The sequence below is a fragment of the Arthrobacter sp. BE255 genome, from assembly GCF_031457335.1.
Taxonomy (GTDB): Bacteria; Actinomycetota; Actinomycetes; order Actinomycetales; family Micrococcaceae; genus Arthrobacter.
On record NZ_JAVDWK010000001.1, the window covers coordinates 240,597 to 260,885 of the forward strand.

The following is a 20,289-nucleotide window of genomic DNA, read 5'->3' on the forward strand; positions in this document are numbered from 1 at the left end:
CAGGCGGCCCGAGCCTCATGGACGGTAAACGGAACAGATGAAAGAGTGTCTGGCAGAGGCGAGGACGGGCGCATGGGCACCATTGTTGCCCAAGCCTCGGCCGCCCGCAGAAGATATCCACAGCCCCTGTTGCTCTATCAGTTTTGGCCCTTATAAGGGCAAAATAACGGCCAAAAGTGATAGAGCAACAGAGAGGGTCCTGATAGGTCAGGAGAGGCCTACCGGGTTGCCGGCGGCGTCCACGTCCATGCGCATCGCCGCCGGGGCCGCGGGGAGGCCCGGCATGGTCATGACCGCACCGGTCAGTGCCACGATGAAGCCCGCACCGGTCTTCGGGATCAGGTCACGCACGTGGATAGTGAAGCCCTTCGGCGCGCCCAGCCGGGAGGCGTCGTCGCTGAACGAGTACTGGGTCTTGGCCATGCAGACGGGCAGCCCGGTCCAGCCGTTCTTTTCGATGTCGGCCAGCCGCTTCAGGGCGGGGACGGAGAAGTCCACGCCGTCGGCACCGTAGATCTCCTGGACGATGGTCCGGATCTTCTCCTCCACAGGCAGGTCCAGGGGGTACAGGTGCCGGAAACTGTTGGGCGCGGAGACCACTGCCGCCACTTTGGCCGCGAGTTCGTCGCCCCCGTCGCCGCCTCCGCCCCGGCCCCAGACGTCCGCCACCGCGGCCTGCACGCCCTCCGCGGCACACCACTCCAGCAGCCAGTCCAGCTCCCCAGCACTGTCGGAAGAAAACCTGTTGATGGCCACCACCGGCGTCACCCCGAACTTCTCCACGTTGTGCACGTGCCGCCGGAGGTTGGCGACGCCGGCCTGCAGCGCTTCGAGGTTGGGTTCGGTCAGCCGGTCCTTGGCCACGCCGCCGTGCATCTTCAGCGCCCGGACAGTGGCCACCACCACGACGGCGGACGGCGCCACGCCACCAACCCGCGACTTGATGTCCATGTACTTCTCCGCGCCCAGGTCGGCCCCGAAGCCGGCCTCCGTGACCACGATGTCGGCCAGCCGCCGCGCTGTCTGTGTGGCGATCAGCGAATTGCAGCCGTGTGCGATGTTGGCGAACGGCCCGCCGTGGACCAGGGCGGGAGTGCCGGCAATGGTCTGCACCAGGTTGGGCTTGATGGCGTCTTTGAGGAGCAGCGTGAGCGCGCCCTGGACGCCGAGGTCCGCCACAGTGACGGGGGAACGGTCGTACGTGTAGCCGAACGTGATCCTGCCCAGGCGCCCGCGGAGATCGGCCAGGTCCGTGGCAAGGCAGAACACGGCCATGATCTCCGACGCCACCGTAATGTCGAACCCGTCCTGCCGGGGGACACCCTGGGTGGGCCCGCCCAGGCCGATGATCACCTCCCGCAGCGACCTGTCGTTCATGTCCAGGACCCGCTTGAATGTCATCCGCCGGGGATCGATGTTCAGCTCGTTGCCCTGGTAGATGTGGTTGTCCACCAGCGCCATGAGCGCGTTGTTGGCCGACGTGACCGCATGGAAATCGCCGGTGAAGTGCAGGTTGATCTCATCCATGGGCAGCACCTGGGAGTAGCCGCCGCCCGTCGCGCCGCCTTTCATGCCCAGGATGGGTCCAAGCGAGGGCTCCCGCAGGGCGATCATGACTTTGTGGCCGGCCCGGGACAGCGAATCCGCCAGGCCCACGGTGGTGGTGGACTTCCCCTCGCCGGCGGGGGTTGGGGACATGGCGGAGACCAGCACCACCTTCCCTGCCGGGGCGGGGGCATCAAGCAGGGCGGGGTCGATCTTGGCTTTGTACCGCCCGTACAGTTCGAGCGCTTCCGCATTGATTCCGGCCGCTGCCGCCACCTCGCCGATGGGCCTGATCGTTGCCTGGCGCGCGATCTCAAGGTCGGTCAGCGGAATGTGTTCAGACATCTTTGTCCTTTGCTCGGGCGGGTCGGCGGGCGCGGTGGCGTCCGCCTCAGGGTGCCGGTGCAGCCGGGATCAGCCGGCCCACCAGGTGATCGTCGACGGCGGCGTGGTAGCTTTCCAGCGTGATGGCGGCGGTGCGCTGCCACCCGGAGTTCTGGGCCCTGATGGCGGCCGCCCGCCCCATGTCTACCCGCGTTTCCGGGTCGTCGTACAGGGCTTCGAGGGCATCAGCCCAGTCCTCGGCATGGTGCCCGTCCACCAGCAGCCCGGTCCGGCCGTGGCAGATGGCCCGGGACAGTCCGCCCACGCGGGTGGCCACCACCGGTGTGCCGCACGCCTGCGCCTCGAGCGCCACCAGCCCGAAGGATTCGCTGTAGGAGGGCATCACCACCACGTCGGCGGCCCGGAACCAGGCCGCGAGCTCAGGCGCGCCCACAGGGGGAAGGTGTGTGACGATGTCGTCCATTCCCGCGTCCGAGACCAGGTGGCGGAGGTTGAAGTCCTTGTTGCCGCTGAGCGCACCCAGGATGGTGAGCCGCAGGTTGATGTCCGGGCGCCGGGCACGCAGCTTCGCGGCCGCCTTGATCAGGATCTGCGGGCCCTTGAGCCGCTGGATGCGCCCCGCGAACAGCAGGTGGAAGGTGTCCGCCGGGATATCCCGCTCGGCACGAGACCGCGCGCGGAACGCCGGCGTGAACGTGGCCAGGTCCACACCCGGAGCGGCGATGTCGATCTGGTCGTAGTCGGCGCCGTAGTGCGACACGAGTTCCTGGGCCTCGGCGCTGGTGTTGGCAATCAGGCGGGCGGCGCCGTCGACAATCCGGTGTTCGCCCACCTCGCGCCGCCGTGGCTCGGGCTGCTCGCCGGACTCCAGCAGCAGGTTCTTGACCTTGGCCATGGTGTGCATCGTGTGGACCAGCGGCACGCCCCACAGCTCTGAGAGCTCCAGGCCGGCCACGCCCGACACCCAGTAATGCGAGTGGATGACGTCGTACCTGCCATGGGGCTGGCGTTGGCGGATCTGCTCGATCTCGGCCACCATGCTGTGCAGCAGGCCGGGCAGTTCCTCCTTGGGAACCTTGTGCGGCGGTCCGGCCAGGACGTTGTGGACACAGACGCCGGGGTCTGGATGCTCGACGGCGGGCTGGTTGGCGGAGGTGGACCGCGTGAAGATTTCCACTTCCACGCCGGTCTCAGCCAGGGCGGAGGCAAGTTCGCGGATGTAGACGTTCATCCCGCCCGCGTCGCCCGAACCCGGCTGTTCCATGGGCGAGGTGTGGAGGGAGAGCAGGGCGACCCTGCGGATCAGTGCCACGGCATCTCCTTCCAGCACCTGCGCCCGCGGGGGCGCGTTCAGTTATGCATCCGATAAAACACTACTCCTGACGTTAACGCGCGGCCTGCCGGCAGCTGCGCGGCGGCTGACGTGGCGCGTGTGAATAGAGCCACAGGATTCAGCGCCAGAGTTCCTTCAGCGCGGGGAACGCCCGTTCATAGCCTTCGAGCAGCGCACCGGCCAGTTCCCGGGAGTCGACCAGGGGGTGCCTGGCGAAAGCATCGAGGGCCGCGGCCCGGTCGCCGTGGGTGGCTGCCCCCACGGCGAGCTGCTCCACCTCCTTGACCCGGCGCATCAGCCCCAGCTGCTTCCTTCCCGGGGCCGACTGGGGGAGCGGCACCGCGCCGTCGGCCGTCACTGTGCAGGGGACCTCGACGACGGCGTCCGCCGGCAGCCCCGGAATGGCCGGTTTCGGTGGGGCTGCTGCAGTTGCGGGCAGGGTATTGCGTGTGTTCAGGATCAGCTGCGTGTTACCGCTGCCGCCAGCCAGAGCGCGCATCACCGCCAGGGCTACGCGTTCGTAGCCGCCGCCGGCGAGGTCCTCCTCGTCGCGCTGCTCACCGTGGGTGCGGGCTTCGGCCAGGTAGCCTTCCTCGCGGGAGCGGCGGGCGGCGTCCCACAGCCGGTAGGCGCGGGGTCCGGCCGCTGTAAGCCGTGGATAGAGTTCGGCCTGCTGGGCGTGGATCGACTCACCGCGGGTCTGCGGCATGGCGCGCATGGCCGCCGCGGCACTGTCCTGCCGGTAGTAGTAATAGAGGTATTCGTTGGGCAGGGCACCGAGCTCAGCGAGGAACGGCTGCGGGAACAGCCTGCCTTCCTCGAAGGTGTGCAGTGCCGCAGGGTCCGACAGCAGGCCGGGGAGCAGGTCCCGGCCGCCGGACTCCAGCCGGTACAGCCAGCCCAGGTGGTTCAGCCCGTAGTAGCCCACGCCGTCGAGCCTTCCGTCCTGAAGCGGATTCCCGGCGGCGTGGGCGGCCCGGTGCACCAGCCCGCCCGCCGAGTCGCAGATGCCGATGGCCTTTGGTCCGAGGACGGGGAGCAGGGCTTCGGTGACCATCCCTGCGGGGTTGGTGAAGTTGATCAGCCAGGCGTCGGGGCAAACCTCCCGCATTTGCCGGGCGAGTTCCAGCATCCGGGGAATGGTGCGCAGGGCATAGGAGATCCCGCCGGCTCCCGTGGTTTCCTGTCCCAGCAGGCCCAGGTCCTGCGCCACTCGTTCATCCGCGATCCGTCCGGCCGTGCCGCCGGGGCGGATCGCGGCGAACACCATGTCCGTGCCCCGGAGCGCGTCCGGCAGCGACGTGGTGGTGCGGATCGACGGCGGCCGGTCGCCTTCCCCGGCAGGCGGGGAGGGCATGGACGTAAGCACCGCGGCGACGGCACTGAGCCGGCCGGGGTCGACGTCGTACAGCACCAGTTCCGTGGCCAGTCCCGCAAAGGCGCCCGAACGCAGCGCCCGGTACACGAGGGGAACCCGGAATCCGCCGCCGCCGGCGATCATGAGCCGCATAACCAGCAGTCTAGGCCCGACGGCGGGTCGCCCCTATCGCCGGCGGGCGGCAGGGCGTATCGTGCCGGACATGGACGCCATCCCCGCCCGACGCTTCGACCCGCTCTCCGCCGTCCGCGCGCCGTCGGACGGTGAGTTCGACCTGATCCTCGCCGGCACGGTGTTCCAGGACATCATTTTCACCGGGCTGCCGCATGCGCCGGAACCCGGCACAGAGATCTGGAGCGAGGGCATGGGCAGCTGCCCCGGCGGCGTGGCCAACCAGGCCATCGCGGCGGCCCGGCTGGGCCTCAGGACGGGCCTGGCGGCGGCCTTCGGCGACGACGGCTACGGCGACTACAACTGGAAGATCCTGGCCGGGCAGGAACACGTGGACCTCAGCCTGTCGCGCCGCATCCCCGGCTGGCACTCGCCGGTCACGGTGTCCCTGAGTGTCCAGAAGGACCGCTCGCTGGTGACGCACGGGCACCCGGCCCCGGTGACGTCGTCGGAGCTGATCGGCACGCCGCCGCCGGCGCTCGCGGGGATCGCCGAACTGGACCTTGAGATTGAACCCTGGGCGGTGGAAGCGCACCAGTCCGGCGTCAAGCTCTTCGGCGACGTCGGCTGGGACCCCAGCGGCAAATGGTCCCCGGTCCGGCTCGAAAACCTGCAGTACTTCCACGCCTTCCTACCCAACCAGCGCGAGGCCATGGCGTTCACCGGCAAGGACGACCCCTGGGCGGCGCTCTATGCCCTGGCGGACCGTGTGCCCGTGGCCGTGGTGACGCTCGGCGCGCAGGGCGCCATGGCTGTCGACTCGGAGACCGGCGAGGAGGAATGGGTGCCGTCGCTGCCTGTCTCGGCATTCGACCCCACCGGCGCCGGCGACTGCTTTGACGCGGCGTTCATCGTGGGCAGCCTCGCAGGCTGGCCCCTGGGGAACAGGCTGCGCTTCGCGAACCTGTGCGCGTCGCTGGCCGTGCAGGAGGTGGGCGGTTCCCTCGCAGCCCCCGGCTGGGGCGACATCGCCGACTGGTGGCAGCGGGCCAACGCCCGGCGGGAACGCCAGAGCAGCCAGTGGCTGCGCCGCTACGGCTTCCTCGAAGAGATCATCCGGGACGTCCCGCTGGCCGCCCAGCGCCGGGCCACTGCCACGATCGCCCACCTCTCCGACGCCTGAGGCAGCGGAGTTGCCAGGACGCCTGGGGCCCGCGATTTTCCGGCGGTGATTTGCGGCGGGACCGCCCGCACTAGAATCACTAAGGTGACTTACCCCGTAGCAACCGGTGACTTCAGCGCGGCCCCAGGAGCGGATCCGCTCTACGAACGCTCCGCCGTCATCGACCTGGACGCCATCCGCCACAATGTCCGCAGGCTGGCCGCCGCGGCGTCGCCCGCAAAGGTCATGGCGGTGGTCAAAGCCGACGCGTACGGTCACGGCGCCGTTCCCGTGGCCCGGGCAGCCCTCGAAGCGGGGGCCTCCTGGCTGGGTGTCGCCCACATCTCAGAAGCCCTCGCCCTGCGGACCGCCGGAATCGATGCGCCCATGCTGGCCTGGTTGCACACCACGGAAAGCAACTTCGGCGCGGCCGTTGCTGCCGGCGTCGACATCGGCTGCTCCGGCTGGGAGCTGGACAAAATTGTGGCCGCCGCCCGCGAGCAGGAACGCCCGGCCCGGATCCACCTCAAAGTGGACACGGGTCTCGGCCGCAACGGCGTCACCCTCGAAGGCTGGGACCACCTGGTGGGCGAGGCCCTCGAATACCAGGACCAGGGGCTCCTGCGCGTCGTAGGCATCTTTTCCCACCTGTCCGTCGCGGACGAACCCGACCGGCCCGAAACCGACGAGCAGTTGGCTGCCTTCCGCGAGGTGCTGGCTGTGGCCGAGGACGCCGGCGTGGATCCCGAGGTCCGCCACCTTGCGAACACGCCCGCGACGCTGTCCCGGCCCGACACCCATTTCGACCTGGTCCGTGTGGGCCTGGGCATTTATGGCCTCTCCCCGTTCGAGGGCCAGACGTCCGCCGAGCTGGGACTTTGCCCGGCCATGACGCTGCGGACCATCGTGTCGCAGTGCAAGCACGTGCCGGAGGGACAAGGGGTTTCCTACGGCCTGCGCTACCACACCACCAGCCCCAGCACCCTGGCCCTGATCCCCGTGGGCTACGCGGACGGCATCCCGCGGGTGGCCACCGGCGGCCCGGTCCGTGTGGCGGGCCACACGTATCCGGTGGTGGGGCGGATCGCCATGGACCAGATGGTCATCGACCTCGGCGACGCGGTCCCGGCCGGGGCCGGCCTGCTGGGCGCAGAGGCGGAAATTTTCGGCAGCGGGTCCGACGGCGGTCCCACGGCTGACGATTGGGCGCTTGCCGCAGGAACGAACAACTACGAGATCGTGACCCGGATCAGTCCGCGGGTTCCGCGCCGGTTCATCAACGAGGCCTTTGTTGCGCCCGGGGCCGGGAAGCAGCGCACGCCATGAGCCTTCCTGACACTGGCGCAGGGGCCGGCTCCGGGGCCAACTGGGAGCTGACGCTCCGCGTGTCGACGGCGGACCAGACGCATGGGCTCGCGGCGGCTTTGGCGTCGGAACTGGACACCGGGGACCTGCTGGTGCTGACCGGCGAGCTGGGTGCCGGCAAGACCACCTTCACCCAGGGGCTGGGGGAGGGCCTGGGGGTGCGGTCCGGCGTTATTTCACCGACCTTTGTCCTGGTCCGCATCCACCCCAACCTGCCCGACGGTCCCCGCCCCGGCGGCCCGGACCTGGTCCACGTGGACGCCTACCGGCTGGGATCGGCGTCGGAAATTGACGACATCGACCTGGAGAACACCATGGACTCAGCCGTGACAGTGGTGGAATGGGGCCGCGGCAGGGTGGAACACCTGAGCGAGAGCCGCCTCGAAGTCGACCTGCACCGTGCCATTGGCCTGCCCGCAACGGAACCGCACCCGGCAGCTGCCGTCCACGAAGGGGAGCCCGAAGTCCTGGACTTTGATACGGACGACGACGACGAGCCCCGCACGATCGTGATGCGCGGCTTCGGTCCGCGCTGGGCGTCCAGGCCGGCCCTCGGCGGAATCACGGAAGGGACACTCTGATGCTCATCCTTGCCATCGACACCTCAGCCGTGGCCAGCGCCGCGCTGGTGTCCGACGACGCCTTGGAAGGCGTCGTAGCCAGCTTCGCCACCGAGGACACCCGCAGCCACGCCGAGGTCCTCGCCCCGGGCATCGAAGACCTGCTCGCCTCGGCCGGGGTCTCGGGCAGTGACGTCGACGCCATCGTCACCGGCGTGGGGCCGGGCCCGTTCACGGGCCTGCGGTCCGGCATCGCCACCGCCCGCACACTGGCCTTCGTCTGGAACAAGCCCCTGTACGGCATGATGAGCCTCGACGCCGTGGCCCTGGAGGTTGCCGAATCCACCGATGCGGTGCCCGAATTCCTGGTGGTCACCGATGCACGCCGGAAAGAGGTCTACTGGGCCCGCTACAGCCTGGCGGACGGGCAGCTGCCGCAGCTGGAAGACGGCCCGCACGTGGGCTTCGCTGCGGACCTCCCGGACCTGCCCGCCTACGGTGCCGGCGCCGGCCTGTACTCCGATGTGCTCAAGGCCAACGCCGCGTTCAGCTCCGAACAGCCCGACGCCCTGTATCTGGGCCAGTTCGCGCTGGCCCGGCTGGCAGCGGGCGCCCCACTGCCTGATTCCACACCCCTGTACCTGCGCGAATCGGACGCTCAGGTCCCTGGGCCGCGGAAGCGGGCGCTGTGAGCACCCCGGCCGTGCCCGGCGCTGACGGGGTGGTTCTCCGCGACATGACGCTGGAGGATGTGCCGGCCGTCAACGCCTTGGAACAAAGGCTGTTCCCCACCGATGCCTGGCCGCTCCACATGTTCTTCGACGAACTGTCGCAGACCGACACCCGCCGTTACCTGGTGGCCGAAACAGCGTCCATGATCGTGGGCTACGCCGGCCTGATGTGCATCGAGCCCATCGCGGACGTCCAGACCATCGCCGTCGTTCCTGAATTCGAAGGCCGGGGGATCGGTTCGGCACTGCTCACCCGGCTCATCGGGGAAGCCGGACGGCGCGGCGCCCAGGACGTCCTGCTCGAGGTCCGCGCAGACAACCCGCGGGCCCAGCAGCTGTACCTGCGCTTCGGCTTTGAGCAGATCCATGTCCGCCGCCGGTACTACCGCGACGGTGTGGACGCCCTGATCATGCGGCTCCAGCTCGCACCCGACCCGGCCCCCACCACGGAAGCAGACCAGCCATGAACCGCCAGCAGCCCCTGGTACTGGGCATCGAATCCTCCTGCGACGAGACCGGCGTGGGGATCGTCCGCGGAACCGCCCTGCTGACCAACACCGTTTCCTCCTCCATGGACGAACACGTGCGTTTCGGCGGGGTGATCCCCGAGATCGCCTCCCGCGCGCACCTGGATGCCTTCGTCCCCACGCTGCGGCAGGCCCTCGACGACGCCGGCGTTGAGTTGGCAGACGTGGACGCCATCGCGGTCACGTCGGGACCTGGCCTCGCCGGGGCCCTGATGGTGGGCGTCTGCGCTGCCAAAGCCCTGGCCGTGGCCACCGGCAAGCCGCTGTACGCGATCAACCACCTGGTGGCGCACGTGGGTGTGGGGCTCCTCGACGGCCGGTCTCCTGCCGGCGCTTCGGGCGGAGTTGGTTCAGGCGTCGCCCCGCGGCTGCCGGACAACCTCGGAGCCCTGCTGGTGTCCGGCGGGCACACCGAGATCCTCAAGATCAACAGCATCACCGACGATGTCCAGCTGCTGGGTTCCACCATCGACGACGCCGCCGGCGAAGCCTACGACAAGGTGGCCCGCATCCTGGGCCTCGGCTACCCGGGCGGTCCCGCCATCGACCGGCTGGCAAAGACCGGCAACCCCAAGGCAATCCGGTTCCCGCGCGGCCTCACCCAGCCCAAATACATGGGGTCCGCCGAGGAACCGGGCCCGCACCGTTATGACTGGTCCTTCAGCGGCCTGAAAACCGCGGTGGCCAGGTGCGTCGAGCAGTTCGAGGCCCGCGGCGAGGACGTCCCCGTGGCAGACGTTGCGGCCGCGTTCCAGGAAGCGGTGGTGGACGTGATCACGTCAAAGGCCGTGCTGGCCTGCCGTGAACATGGGATCAAGGACGTGCTGTTGGGCGGCGGCGTGGCGGCCAATTCCAGGCTGCGGGAGCTCACCGGACAGCGCTGCGCGTCCGCCGGAATCAGGCTCCACGTTCCGCCGCTGGACCTGTGCACGGACAACGGCGCCATGGTGGCGGCCCTCGGTGCGCAGCTGGTGATGGCCGGGGTGGCGCCCAGCGGCATCCGCTTCGCGCCGGACTCGTCGATGCCGGTCACCGCGGTGTCATTGCCAACCTGAGGCAGGCCGGACTCTCCGGGACCCGGCGAACCGTCGCGGGGCACTTTGGGGGAGCCGTCGTCGTAAATCACGACGGCGGCGGGCGTGTCCGTGTCGAAGTGCCCCGTTTCGGGAGGGTGTCGTCAGGCGGTGGGGCCGTTGCGCATCTGCTTGACGAGGTCCAGCACCACGGCCTGCAGGTCCCCGCCGTGCTCGGCGGCGACGCGGCGCTGGCGCTGGTAGCCGGCCCCGCGGCTGATGATCTTTTCGACGTCGGCGAGCTCGTCCGGGCAGCCGAGCCTGGCCGCGACGGGCTCCAGCCGGTTCAGGGTCTCCAGGAGATGGTCCGTCACCAGCTGTTCCCTGCCCTTGGCATCGAGGATGATGATGGCCTCCATGCCGTAGCGCGCGGCACGCCATTTGTTTTCCTGGACGTGCCACGGCGGCATGGTGGGGATGGTCCCGCCGTTGTCCAGCGTGGTGGAGAATTCGTCCACGAGGCACTGGGTGAGGGCGGCAATGGCGCCCACTTCCTCCAGCGTTGCCAGGCCGTCGCAGATGCGCATCTCGATGGTGCCGAGGTTGGGGACCGGGCGGATGTCCCAGCGGATCTCGGACAGGGTGTCGATCACGCCGGTGGTGAACATGTCCTGGACATAGGACTCGTATTCGTCCCAGGACTGGAACTGGAACGGCAGGCCCGCGGTGGGCAGCTGCTGGAACATCAGGGCCCGGTGCGAGGCATAGCCGGTATCCTCGCCGCCCCAGAACGGGCTCGACGCCGACAGGGCCTGGAAGTGCGGGAAGTAGTTGACCAGGCCGTCCAGCACGGGGAGCGCCTTTTCGCGCCGGTCCAGGCCAACATGGACGTGCACACCGTAAATGACCATCTGCCGGCCCCACCACTGCGTGCGGTCGATCAGCTTGGCGTAGCGGGCCTTGTCCGTGACCGGCTGGAGCTGCGGCGGACTGAAGGGGTGGCTTCCGGCGCAGAAGACCTCCACGCCCATGGGGTCGGTGATCTCGCGGACTGCGGCCAGGGACCTGCTGAGGTCCTCCTTGGCTTCGCCGGCGGTCTCGCAGATGCCGGTGACAAGTTCCACCGTGTTCAGCAGGAGTTCCTGCTTGATGTGGGGATGTTCGTCGTCCTCGTTCAGCTCGGGGTGTTTGGCGGCGACGCCGCGGAGCACCTCGTTGGCCACGGAAGCCAGCTCACCGGTCTGGCCGTCCACGAGCGCCAGCTCCCACTCCACACCAAGAGTTGATTGCCTCGATGAAGCGAAATCAATCTTCATGCGTTCCCCTAACTGTTCTGTTGTCCCTGGCCCACGCCGCCCCGGAAGGGTGTCCTGGCAATCGGCGGCAGGCAGGCGAAGGGGTGGTTCAAGTCTAGTGCAGGGGTAGCATCGTATTGATGGCCTTGTTCCCGCAGACCCGTGACAGTTTTCACAAAACCACCCTCATCATGGCAGCGGCGGCCACCCTCACCGCCCTGAGCGCCTGCACGGGCGTGCCCGCCCCAGCGGCGGCGCCCTCTTCCGAGAGCCCCACTCCCAGCCCGTCGCCCTCGGCATCCCAACGGACGACGCCGGCACCCCCGCCGTCGTCTGCCGCACCGGACCCGGGGACCAGGCCCCTCGGCTGGGGACCGCAGCAGCGCGACAGGGACGCGGCCGCCGCAGCCGTGGCCGCCATGACCCCGGAGCAGAAAGCCGGCCAGGTCCTGATGCCCTTCTTCGCGGGGACGGACGCTGAGGCGCACGCCGCCACCATCGAACGCCTCCACCTGGCAGGTTCGATCATCATGGGGGACAACGTCCCGGTGGACGCCCGGAAGCAGGTGGACCCTGCGGCCATGGCAGCAACCACCGCACGGCTGGCCCAGGCAGCCCGCGCGGACGGCCGGACCTGGCCCGGCCTCATCGGAGTGGACCAGGAGGGCGGCATGGTGGCGCGGCTCGGTGCGCCGCTCACCGAATGGCCGGCGCCCATGACCTACGGCGCTGCGGGCAACGCGGCGCTCACCAAGGACGCGGGCCGGGCCATGGCGTCCGAACTCGCGCCGCTGGGGTTCAACGTGGACTTCGCACCGGACACGGACGTCACCATCGGGCCTGCCGATCCGACCATCGGCGCGCGCTCCATGTCCGGGAACCCGGATGCGGCCGGGGCCCTGGGGGTGGCCTTTTCGCAGGGGATGCAGGAGTCGGGCGTGCTGCCGGCCGTGAAGCATTTCCCCGGGCATGGTTCAGTCATGGTTGACTCGCACCAGGATCTGCCCGTGCAGCCCGCAAGCATTGCCGACCTCGAGGCCCGCGACTGGAAGCCGTTCCGGGCCGCTATCGGCGCCGGCGTGCCCATGGTCATGACGGGGCACATCGCCGTGCCCGCGCTCGAACCCGGCGTCCCGGCGTCGTTGTCCGCGCCCACGTACGCTGCGCTGCGGGGCATGGGGTTCAACGGCGTCGCCGTGACGGACGCCCTCAACATGGGTGCGGTCCAGAAGCAGTATCCGGACGGCTCCGCTGCCGTGACGGCGCTCGCCGCCGGGGCGGACCTGCTGCTGATGCCCACGGATGTGGCGCAGGCACACGCGGCCATCCTGGCTGCGGTGGCCGGCGGCAGCCTGCCGGCCGCGCGCCTGGACGAGGCCGCGCAGCGGGTGGCCACCATGATGATCTGGCGGGGCAGGACAGCGTCGCCTCCAGGGTCGGCGCCCGGGACCGGCGCGGACATCTCAGCGCGGGTATCGGCCGCCGCTGTCACGGTCCTGTCCGGACCCTGCAGCGGTCCGCTGGTTCCCGGCAGTGTCCGGGTGGCAGGAGGCTCCCCGCAGGACCGGGCCCGGTTCGAGGCCGCCGCCGCCAAGGCCGGGCTCGCAGTAGGCGAGGGGCCGGTGGTCAGCCTCATCGGCTATGGCGGCGCCCCGGCCGCAGGGGACGTTGCCGTGTCGCTCGACGCGCCCTGGCCCCTGCAGGACTCCGCCGCGCCGGTCAAGGTTGCACTGTACGGGCGCAGCCCGGGCGCCTTCGACGCGCTGGCGGCCTTACTGGCCGGCAAGGCAACCGCCCCCGGGAAGCTGCCTGCCGCCGTCGGAAGCTTCCCCGCCGGCACCGGCTGCCCATAACCCCAAATGGCTCACAGTTAACGTCACCATTCACGCATTTCAGTGCGTTGTCTGTCAGTCAGCTGGGCGGGAGCGCGTTTAATGGACCGGTGCCCATTCTTCATAAAGACATGACCCTCTGCATCTCGCTGTCGGCGCGGCCCAGCAACAACGGGACCCGCTTCCACAACTACCTCTACGACCTTCTGGACCTGAACTGGATCTACAAGGCCTTCGCCCCCACGGACCTTGGCCAGGCCATCGCCGGCATCCGGGGCCTGGGGATCCGCGGCTGCGCGGTGTCCATGCCGTACAAGGAGGACGTGATCGCGCTCGTGGACGAGATGGACGCCTCCGCCAAGGCCATCGATTCCGTCAACACGATCGTCAACACCGACGGGCACCTCAAGGCCTACAACACGGACTACACGGCCATTGAGCAGCTGCTCAAGTCCAATGCCGTACCCACCGGACACTCGGTCCTGGTGCAGGGGGCCGGCGGAATGGCGAAAGCCACCATCGCCGCCCTCCGCGATGCCGGTTTCACGGACGTCACGGTGATTGCCCGCAACGAGAACGCGGGGCGGCCCCTCGCGGAGCAGTACGGTTTCGGCTGGCGCGCAGCGCTCGACGGCGGCACGGCAGATTTGATCATCAACGTCACCCCGATCGGCATGCAGGGCGGTCCGGAAGCCGACGCCCTGTCGTTCCCGGAAGAGACCATCGCAGCCGCCAAAGTGGTCTTCGACGTCGTGGCGCTGCCGGCCGAAACCCCGCTGATCCAGGCGGCACGCGCCGCCGGGAAGCCGGTGATCACCGGCGCCGAGGTGGCCACCATCCAGGCACTGGAGCAGTTTGTGCTGTACACCGGGGTCCGCCCCACCGACGAGCAGGTCCGGGCCGCCGAGGAATTCACGCGCGCCCAGTAGGTTCAGGCCGGTTCCACCACGATGGCCACCCGGTCCTCCCCGATGCGCGTCAGGACCAGGGTGGCCGTTTTGGTTCCGGCCTTCTTGCTGCTTTTCCCCGCGGGAAGCAGCTGCTTCCGCAGCTCCTCCGGGGTAACGGAGGTGCCGCGCTTCTTGATGTCCAGCACGCCGATGCCGTTGTCCTTGACCCAGGCCTTGAGCGCCTTCACGTTGTACGGCATGACCTCCAGGACCCTGTAGGCCCGGGCGTAGGGCGTGTCCACCAGGTCGGGGGCACAGATGTAAGCGATGTGCTCGTCCACCAGGTGCCCGCCCAGTTCGAGTGCGACGTCGGCCACCAGCCCCGCGCGGATCACGGCGCCGTCGGGCTCGTACAGGTAGCCCTCCACCGCGCCCACCGGGGCGACCGGACCGCCGTCGAAATCCTCAGCGCTGGTGATTTCCGCGGCGCCCTGTGGCCCCAAAAGCAACGCTGCCCGGCGGATCCCCGGCCGGCGCACCGCGTTGAACCACAGCGTCACCTCGGTGACGTCGCCGCCCACGGAGACCCACTGCGCCTCACAATCCGCCGGCACCGATTCGTGCGGCATCCCGGGACCCATTTTGACCCCCACCGCGCGGCCGGACGCGGCCAGCGACTCCACAAAGGACAGCGGCGGGGAGAAGGCCTCCGGATCCCAGATCCGCCTGGTTCCCGACGTGGAGGTGACACGGCGTGCCGGATCCAGCCAGACGCCGTCGATCCCGTCCAGCGGGACCGACATCGCGTCGGAGTGCACCACGGTGGCGTTGGGGAACGGGATGAGGTTCACCGTGGCGCAGGCGGCAGTGGTCTCGTCCATTTCCACGGCCGTGACGGTGATGTCCATCGAGGCGAGGGCCAGCGAGTCGGCGGCCAGCCCGCAGCCGAGGTCCGCGACGTGGCCGATCCCGGCCTGCGCGAACCGTTCGGCGTGCCGGGCGGCAACGTTCAGCCGGGTGGCCTGTTCCAGCCCGGCCTGGGTGAAGAGCATGCTCCGGGCGAATTCACCGAACTTCAGTTCGGCCTTGGTGCGGAGCCTGGACTGGGTGAGGACAGCGGACACCAGTGCGGGGGAGTGGCCGGCCTTGCGGAGCGAGGAATTCAGCTCGAACGAGGTGTCCTCGCGGTACGGGCCAAGGGACGCCAGCAGGTCCCAGCCTTCGCTCGTGAGCAGTGGTGCGATCTGGTCCTGCGGTGCTTGAGCCATGGGTTCAAGCGTAGTGGAGGAGCACGGCGGCGGGATGCCGATAGGGTTGAAGGCATGGAAGAGCGCGCAGGCCTACAGCCGTCCGAACAGCCACATCCGAACCACCCAGGCCTGGTGAAGTTCGCCCGTCCCGCACTGATCGCGGGAGCTGCTGTGGCCGTGGTCTGCACCGCACTCCTGGTGATCATCTTCTTCCTGGACACCTTCAACGCCACGGTCTACTCCGTGGGCGGCAAGAACATCCAGGACGCCACCGACGAGGCACGCGAGATCAGGGACCTCTATGCCGGGGCCCGGTTAGGCGGCATTATCCTGCTGGTGGTTTCGCTGCTGGCCGCTGCAGCCGGCGCCGTCATCCTCTATCTCCAGCGGGGCAACGCCGTGGACGAGGGCAACGAAGGTGACGAGGACGTCGATTTCGATGACCTCGCCGGGCGCTGAGACTGTTTGGGACTGTTCACCGGGGGCAAAATTCTGGCACTCGCCTTGACCGAGTGCTAACCACTTACATAGAGTCATCATTAGCACTCTCCCTAGGAGGGTGCTAACACATGAAGAGCTGCCAGCCAGGCTGCTGCCGGCACCGCGACGACGGTTTGCCAGCCACGGGCAGCAGCTCTCCAGTCCATGAATTTGCTGACGAAAAGGAGAGGTCCGAGTGTCGGTCTCTATTAAGCCTCTTGAGGATCGTATTGTTGTCCGCCCGCTCGAAGCCGAGCAGACCACGGCTTCCGGCCTGGTCATCCCGGACTCCGCACAGGAGAAGCCGCAGGAAGGCGAAGTTGTTGCAGTCGGACCCGGCCGCTTTGAAGATGGCAACCGCGTTCCTGTCGACGTAGCCGTTGGCGACGTCGTTATCTACTCCAAGTACGGCGGAACCGAAGTCAAGACCGGCGGCACCGAGTACCTCGTGCTGTCCGCCCGCGACGTTCTGGCGATCGTCGTAAAGTAACTCTTTGGATCCCCGTGCCGCTGGTCATGCTTTTGCTGGCCGGCAGCGCGGGGTTTCTGTCTTGAAAGGACACAACCATGGCAAAGCAGCTTGCGTTTAACGACGCTGCCCGCCGGTCGCTTGAAGCCGGCATCGATAAGCTCGCCAATACTGTCAAGGTGACGCTCGGCCCCCGCGGCCGCAACGTCGTCCTCGACAAGAAGTGGGGCGCTCCCACAATCACCAACGACGGTGTCACCATCGCCCGTGAAATCGAACTGGACGACCCGTACGAGAACCTTGGCGCGCAGCTGGCCAAGGAAGTCGCCACGAAGACCAACGATGTTGCCGGCGACGGCACCACCACAGCCACCGTTCTGGCACAGGCACTGGTCAAGGAAGGCCTGCGTAACGTTGCTGCCGGCGCTGCCCCCGGCCAGATCAAGCGCGGCATCGAGGTTTCCGTTGAAGCCGTCGCCGCCCGCCTGCTCGAGAACGCCCGTCCGGTTGAGGGCACCCAGGTTGCCAGCGTTGCAGCCATCTCCGCCCAGAGCGACGAAATCGGCGAGCTCCTCGCCGAGGCATTCGGCAAGGTCGGCAAGGATGGTGTGATCACCATCGAGGAGTCCTCCACCACGCAGACCGAACTGGTCCTCACCGAAGGCATGCAGTTCGACAAGGGCTACCTGTCCCCGTACTTCGTCACCGACGCAGAACGCCAGGAAGCCGTCCTCGAAGACGCCCTCATCCTGATCAACCAGGGCAAGATCTCCTCGGTCCAGGACTTCCTGCCGCTGCTGGAGAAGGCGCTGCAGAGCTCCAAGCCGCTGTTCATCATTGCCGAAGACGTCGACGGCGAGGCGCTGTCCACGCTGATCGTCAACCGCATCCGCGGCACCCTGAACGTGGTTGCCGTCAAGGCTCCGGGCTTCGGCGACCGCCGCAAGGCCATGCTGCAGGACATCGCCACCCTTACCGGTGCGCAGGTTGTCTCCCCGGAACTGGGCCTGAGCCTGGACACCGTTGGCCTTGAGGTGCTGGGTACTGCCCGCCGCATCACGGTCACCAAGGACAACACCACCATCGTTGACGGTGCCGGTTCCGCAGAAGACGTCGCAGCCCGGGTTTCCCAGCTGCGCGCCGAGCTGGCCCGCACCGACTCCGACTGGGACAAGGAAAAGCTGCAGGAACGCCTGGCCAAGTTGGCCGGCGGCATCGGCGTGATCAAGGTTGGCGCAGCCACCGAGGTTGAGCTGAAGGAAAAGAAGCACCGTATCGAAGATGCTGTGTCCTCCACCCGCGCCGCCCTCGAAGAAGGCATCGTGGCCGGTGGCGGTTCCGCGCTGATCCACGCCCTGAAGGCACTCGACGAGGACCCTGCAGTCAAGGCCCTCGAAGGCGACGCCGCAGCCGCTGTTGGCATCGTCCGCCGCGCCCTGGTCCAGCCGCTGCGCTGGATCGCCCAGAACGCCGGGTTCGACGGCTACGTTGTCACGGCCAAGGTTGCAGAGCTCGAGACCAACAACGGTTTCAACGCCAAGTCCGGCGTGTACGAGGACCTGATCGGCGCCGGTGTCATCGACCCGGTCAAGGTCACCCGTGCAGCCCTGCGCAACGCAGCGTCCATCGCCGCGCTGGTCCTCACCACCGAGACCCTCGTGGTGGAGAAGCCGGCTGAAGAAGACGAGCACGCAGGTCACAGCCACTGAGCTGACGCCTGAGCGCAGTCCTTCGTACACAAAAAACCGGTCCAGCTTCCGCTGGGCCGGTTTTTTGTGCCCGGGACTTACATGTCCCGCGTCTCGACGTCGCCCGCGCGCTCGTACACCAGCGACACCGCGCCCTTGGGGAAGCTGCGGGCCGGCTCCGCCAGGCGAAAGGAACCGGGGATCGTCGCGTCGTCGAAAAGGCGCTTCCCCTGGCCAAGGGTGATCGGATAGAGCCACAGGTGGAGGCGGTCCAGGACGTCTGCAGCGAGGAGTGAACGGATGAGGACGCCGCTGCCGAACATGTGCACCTGGCCGTACTCCTCACGGAGCCGGCCCGCGGCCGCGGCGTCAGGCAGTACGGTGGTGCCCGCCCATGTCGGATCAGCCAGCGTGCTGGAGACGACGAACTTGGGCACCCGGTTGAGCGTGCCGCCGATGTCGTCGGACTGGTGCGGCCAGTAGGCGGCGAAGATGTCGTAAGTCTTCCGGCCGAGAAGCAGGGCATCGATGCGTTCGATCTCGGCGCCGATGGCCGCGCCGGCTTCGTCATCGGACACCGGCGCCTGCCAGCCGCCGAAGGCGAAGCCGCCCTCGGGGTCTTCCTCCCGGCCGCCGGGCGCCTGGTAGACGCCGTCGAGGGTAATGAACAGGTTCGCGACGATGATGCCCATGCGTCCAGTCTGGAACTGTGCTCCGGCGCTGTCCAGAGCCAGCGACCGGCATCGGCCCGCGTGGCAGACTGGTGCCATGCTGCTCGACGAGCTCGTGAGAACCACTGATACCGTCGCGTCGACCCGCTCCCGGCTGGCGAAGGTTGAGGCACTGGCCGACCTGCTGCGCCGGCTTGCCCCCACGGACATCGCAACGGCCGTCGGCTTGCTCACCGCCAAGCCGCGACAGGGCCGGGTAGGGGTCGGCTGGCGGGGCATGACAGCGGCCATGGGGGAACCGGCCGCCGAGCCGAGCCTTACCGTCGCTGACCTCGACGCTGCGCTGGACCGGCTGCTCGTCACCGCAGGTGCCGGATCGGCGGCGGAGCGCGCCGCCACCCTCCGGATGCTCACGGCGGCTGCCACCGAACGCGAGCAGGCATTCATTTCCGGTGTGCTGCTCGGTGAGCTGCGTACCGGTGCGCTTGAGGGCGTGCTGACGGATGCCGTTGCCCGCGCCGCCGGCCGGCCCGCCGACGCAGTACGACGCGCTGCGATGCTCTCCGGCGATCTCGGCGGGACCGCCCTGCTCGCGATCACGGGCACGGCCGCCCAGCTTGACGCCGTCGGCCTCGTCGTCGGCCGTCCCGTGCAGCCCATGCTCGCCGCCACTGCTTCCAGCGCCAGCGCGGCGCTGGAAACCACGGGGGAGGCATCGGTGGAGTACAAGCTCGACGGCGCCCGCATCCAGGTGCATCGGTTCGGCGACGAGGTGCGCATCTACACCCGCACCCTGGCCGACGTGACGCACCGGCTGCCCGAGGTCGTGGAGGTGGTGCGCGGACTGCCGGTCCGTGAAGTGATCCTCGACGGCGAGACACTCGCCCTCGACGAGGACGGCGGCCCCCGGCCGTTCCAGGAGACCATGTCGCGGTTCGGGGCGGATGCTGTGCACGCCACGGTGCTGCATCCCTGGTTCTTCGACGTACTGCATATCGACGGGCGGGACCTGCTCGAGGAGCCTCTGTCGACGCGCATCGGCGTGCTCGAGCGCATCGCCCCGGAACACCGGATCCCGGGGGAGATCACGGCGGACGCTGCCGTCGCTGAACGGGTGTCGCGGGATGCGCTCGCTGCCGGCCATGAGGGCGTAGTGGTGAAAGCCGTCGGATCGGCCTACGCCGCAGGCCGGCGTGGTTCCAACTGGATCAAGGTGAAGCCGGTACTCACCTACGACTTGGTGGTGCTCGCCTGCGAGTGGGGGTCAGGGCGGCGCGCCGGGCTGCTGTCAAACCTGCACCTCGGTGCCCTCGACCCGACCGGCGAGTTTGGCGAACCCGGCGGCTACGTGATGGTGGGCAAGACATTCAAGGGCCTCACCGATGCGCTGCTGCGCTGGCAGACCGAGAGGTTCCCGGAGATCGAACTGCGGCGCACGGCCGGCACGGTCTGGGTTGAGCCCGTCACCGTGGTGGAGATCGCGATCGACGGTGTGCAGCGTTCTCCGCGATACCCGGGCGGAATTGCCCTTCGGTTCGCGCGCGTTAAGCGCTACAGGGATGACAAGACGGCGGCCGAGGCGGACACCATCCAGACCCTCCGCGCGCTGCTGCGCGGGTAGGTTGTGCCGGTTCCCGAGCGGGC

The 20,289-nt window shown here is 68.6% G+C and carries 18 protein-coding genes; 12 read left to right on the top strand and 6 right to left on the bottom strand.

Translation table 11 applies throughout. The features are described from left to right. Positions 1 to 207: 207 nt before the first annotated feature. From J2X42_RS01180 to J2X42_RS01190, 3 genes are all read right to left on the bottom strand, one after another. Positions 208 to 1,890 (bottom strand): formate--tetrahydrofolate ligase, encoded by a 1,683-nt coding sequence (locus tag J2X42_RS01180; protein WP_310161347.1) that lies wholly within the window; start codon positions 1,888 to 1,890, stop codon positions 208 to 210. Between the two features lie 46 nt (positions 1,891 to 1,936). Continuing rightward, positions 1,937 to 3,202 carry a D-inositol-3-phosphate glycosyltransferase gene (mshA, locus tag J2X42_RS01185; RefSeq protein ID WP_310161351.1) on the bottom strand — a complete coding sequence of 422 codons (1,266 nt, stop codon included), beginning with the start codon at positions 3,200 to 3,202 and terminating at the stop codon, positions 1,937 to 1,939. A gap of 139 nt (positions 3,203 to 3,341) precedes the next feature. Further along, a complete protein-coding gene (locus J2X42_RS01190; protein ID WP_310161354.1) occupies positions 3,342 to 4,733 on the bottom strand; it encodes a 6-phospho-beta-glucosidase in 1,392 nt (463 codons plus the stop codon). 70 nt (positions 4,734 to 4,803) lie between these two features. Between J2X42_RS01190 and J2X42_RS01195 the strand changes: the two genes are divergently transcribed. From J2X42_RS01195 to tsaD, 6 genes are all read left to right on the top strand, one after another. Beyond that, positions 4,804 to 5,895 (top strand): carbohydrate kinase family protein, encoded by a 1,092-nt coding sequence (locus J2X42_RS01195; RefSeq protein ID WP_310161357.1) that lies wholly within the window; start codon positions 4,804 to 4,806, stop codon positions 5,893 to 5,895. Between the two features lie 84 nt (positions 5,896 to 5,979). Beyond that, positions 5,980 to 7,200 (top strand): alanine racemase, encoded by a 1,221-nt coding sequence (gene alr / locus J2X42_RS01200; RefSeq protein WP_310161359.1) that lies wholly within the window; start codon positions 5,980 to 5,982, stop codon positions 7,198 to 7,200. Then, positions 7,197 to 7,820 carry a tRNA (adenosine(37)-N6)-threonylcarbamoyltransferase complex ATPase subunit type 1 TsaE gene (tsaE, locus tag J2X42_RS01205; RefSeq protein WP_310161360.1) on the top strand — a complete coding sequence of 208 codons (624 nt, stop codon included), beginning with the start codon at positions 7,197 to 7,199 and terminating at the stop codon, positions 7,818 to 7,820. Before alr ends, tsaE begins: the two co-directional genes overlap by 4 nt. Next, positions 7,820 to 8,491 (top strand): tRNA (adenosine(37)-N6)-threonylcarbamoyltransferase complex dimerization subunit type 1 TsaB, encoded by a 672-nt coding sequence (gene tsaB / locus J2X42_RS01210; protein WP_310161361.1) that lies wholly within the window; start codon positions 7,820 to 7,822, stop codon positions 8,489 to 8,491. Before tsaE ends, tsaB begins: the two co-directional genes overlap by 1 nt. A gap of 44 nt (positions 8,492 to 8,535) precedes the next feature. After that, on the top strand, positions 8,536 to 8,997 hold the full coding sequence (gene rimI / locus J2X42_RS01215; RefSeq protein WP_310162131.1) for a ribosomal protein S18-alanine N-acetyltransferase: 462 nt from the start codon (positions 8,536 to 8,538) through the stop codon (positions 8,995 to 8,997). Then, on the top strand, positions 8,994 to 10,112 hold the full coding sequence (tsaD, locus tag J2X42_RS01220) for a tRNA (adenosine(37)-N6)-threonylcarbamoyltransferase complex transferase subunit TsaD (RefSeq protein WP_310161363.1): 1,119 nt from the start codon (positions 8,994 to 8,996) through the stop codon (positions 10,110 to 10,112). Before rimI ends, tsaD begins: the two co-directional genes overlap by 4 nt. A gap of 122 nt (positions 10,113 to 10,234) precedes the next feature. Here tsaD and J2X42_RS01225 read toward each other — a convergent pair whose 3' ends face one another. After that, positions 10,235 to 11,386 (bottom strand): glutamate--cysteine ligase, encoded by a 1,152-nt coding sequence (locus tag J2X42_RS01225; RefSeq protein WP_310161365.1) that lies wholly within the window; start codon positions 11,384 to 11,386, stop codon positions 10,235 to 10,237. 398 nt (positions 11,387 to 11,784) lie between these two features. On the opposite strand from J2X42_RS01225, the gene J2X42_RS01230 reads away from it, so the two are divergent. Both J2X42_RS01230 and J2X42_RS01235 read left to right on the top strand, forming a co-directional pair. After that, positions 11,785 to 13,218, top strand: coding sequence for a glycoside hydrolase family 3 N-terminal domain-containing protein (locus J2X42_RS01230; RefSeq protein WP_310162133.1), 1,434 nt, complete (start codon positions 11,785 to 11,787; stop codon positions 13,216 to 13,218). A gap of 89 nt (positions 13,219 to 13,307) precedes the next feature. After that, positions 13,308 to 14,126, top strand: a complete 819-nt coding sequence (locus J2X42_RS01235; RefSeq protein WP_310161367.1) for a shikimate 5-dehydrogenase — start codon at positions 13,308 to 13,310, stop codon at positions 14,124 to 14,126. Between the two features lie 2 nt (positions 14,127 to 14,128). On the opposite strand, the gene J2X42_RS01240 is transcribed toward J2X42_RS01235, so the two are convergent. Then, positions 14,129 to 15,355 (bottom strand): class I SAM-dependent methyltransferase, encoded by a 1,227-nt coding sequence (locus J2X42_RS01240; protein WP_310161371.1) that lies wholly within the window; start codon positions 15,353 to 15,355, stop codon positions 14,129 to 14,131. Positions 15,356 to 15,409: 54 nt separating this feature from the next. On the opposite strand from J2X42_RS01240, the gene J2X42_RS01245 reads away from it, so the two are divergent. The 3 genes from J2X42_RS01245 to groL all read left to right on the top strand — a co-directional run bounded on the left by J2X42_RS01245 (position 15,410) and on the right by groL (position 17,995). Next, positions 15,410 to 15,796, top strand: coding sequence for a hypothetical protein (locus J2X42_RS01245; protein WP_310161373.1), 387 nt, complete (start codon positions 15,410 to 15,412; stop codon positions 15,794 to 15,796). A gap of 217 nt (positions 15,797 to 16,013) precedes the next feature. Beyond that, positions 16,014 to 16,307: a co-chaperone GroES gene (groES, locus tag J2X42_RS01250; RefSeq protein WP_003805290.1), complete on the top strand. Its 294-nt coding sequence runs from the start codon at positions 16,014 to 16,016 to the stop codon at positions 16,305 to 16,307. A gap of 77 nt (positions 16,308 to 16,384) precedes the next feature. Continuing rightward, positions 16,385 to 17,995, top strand: a complete 1,611-nt coding sequence (gene groL / locus J2X42_RS01255; RefSeq protein WP_310161377.1) for a chaperonin GroEL — start codon at positions 16,385 to 16,387, stop codon at positions 17,993 to 17,995. Positions 17,996 to 18,072: 77 nt separating this feature from the next. Here groL and J2X42_RS01260 read toward each other — a convergent pair whose 3' ends face one another. Continuing rightward, positions 18,073 to 18,666 carry a dihydrofolate reductase family protein gene (locus J2X42_RS01260; protein ID WP_310162135.1) on the bottom strand — a complete coding sequence of 198 codons (594 nt, stop codon included), beginning with the start codon at positions 18,664 to 18,666 and terminating at the stop codon, positions 18,073 to 18,075. A 76-nt stretch (positions 18,667 to 18,742) separates the two neighbouring features. On the opposite strand from J2X42_RS01260, the gene J2X42_RS01265 reads away from it, so the two are divergent. After that, complete coding sequence (locus tag J2X42_RS01265) at positions 18,743 to 20,266, top strand: ATP-dependent DNA ligase (protein WP_310161380.1); 1,524 nt, start codon at positions 18,743 to 18,745, stop codon at positions 20,264 to 20,266. Positions 20,267 to 20,289 lie beyond the last annotated feature (23 nt).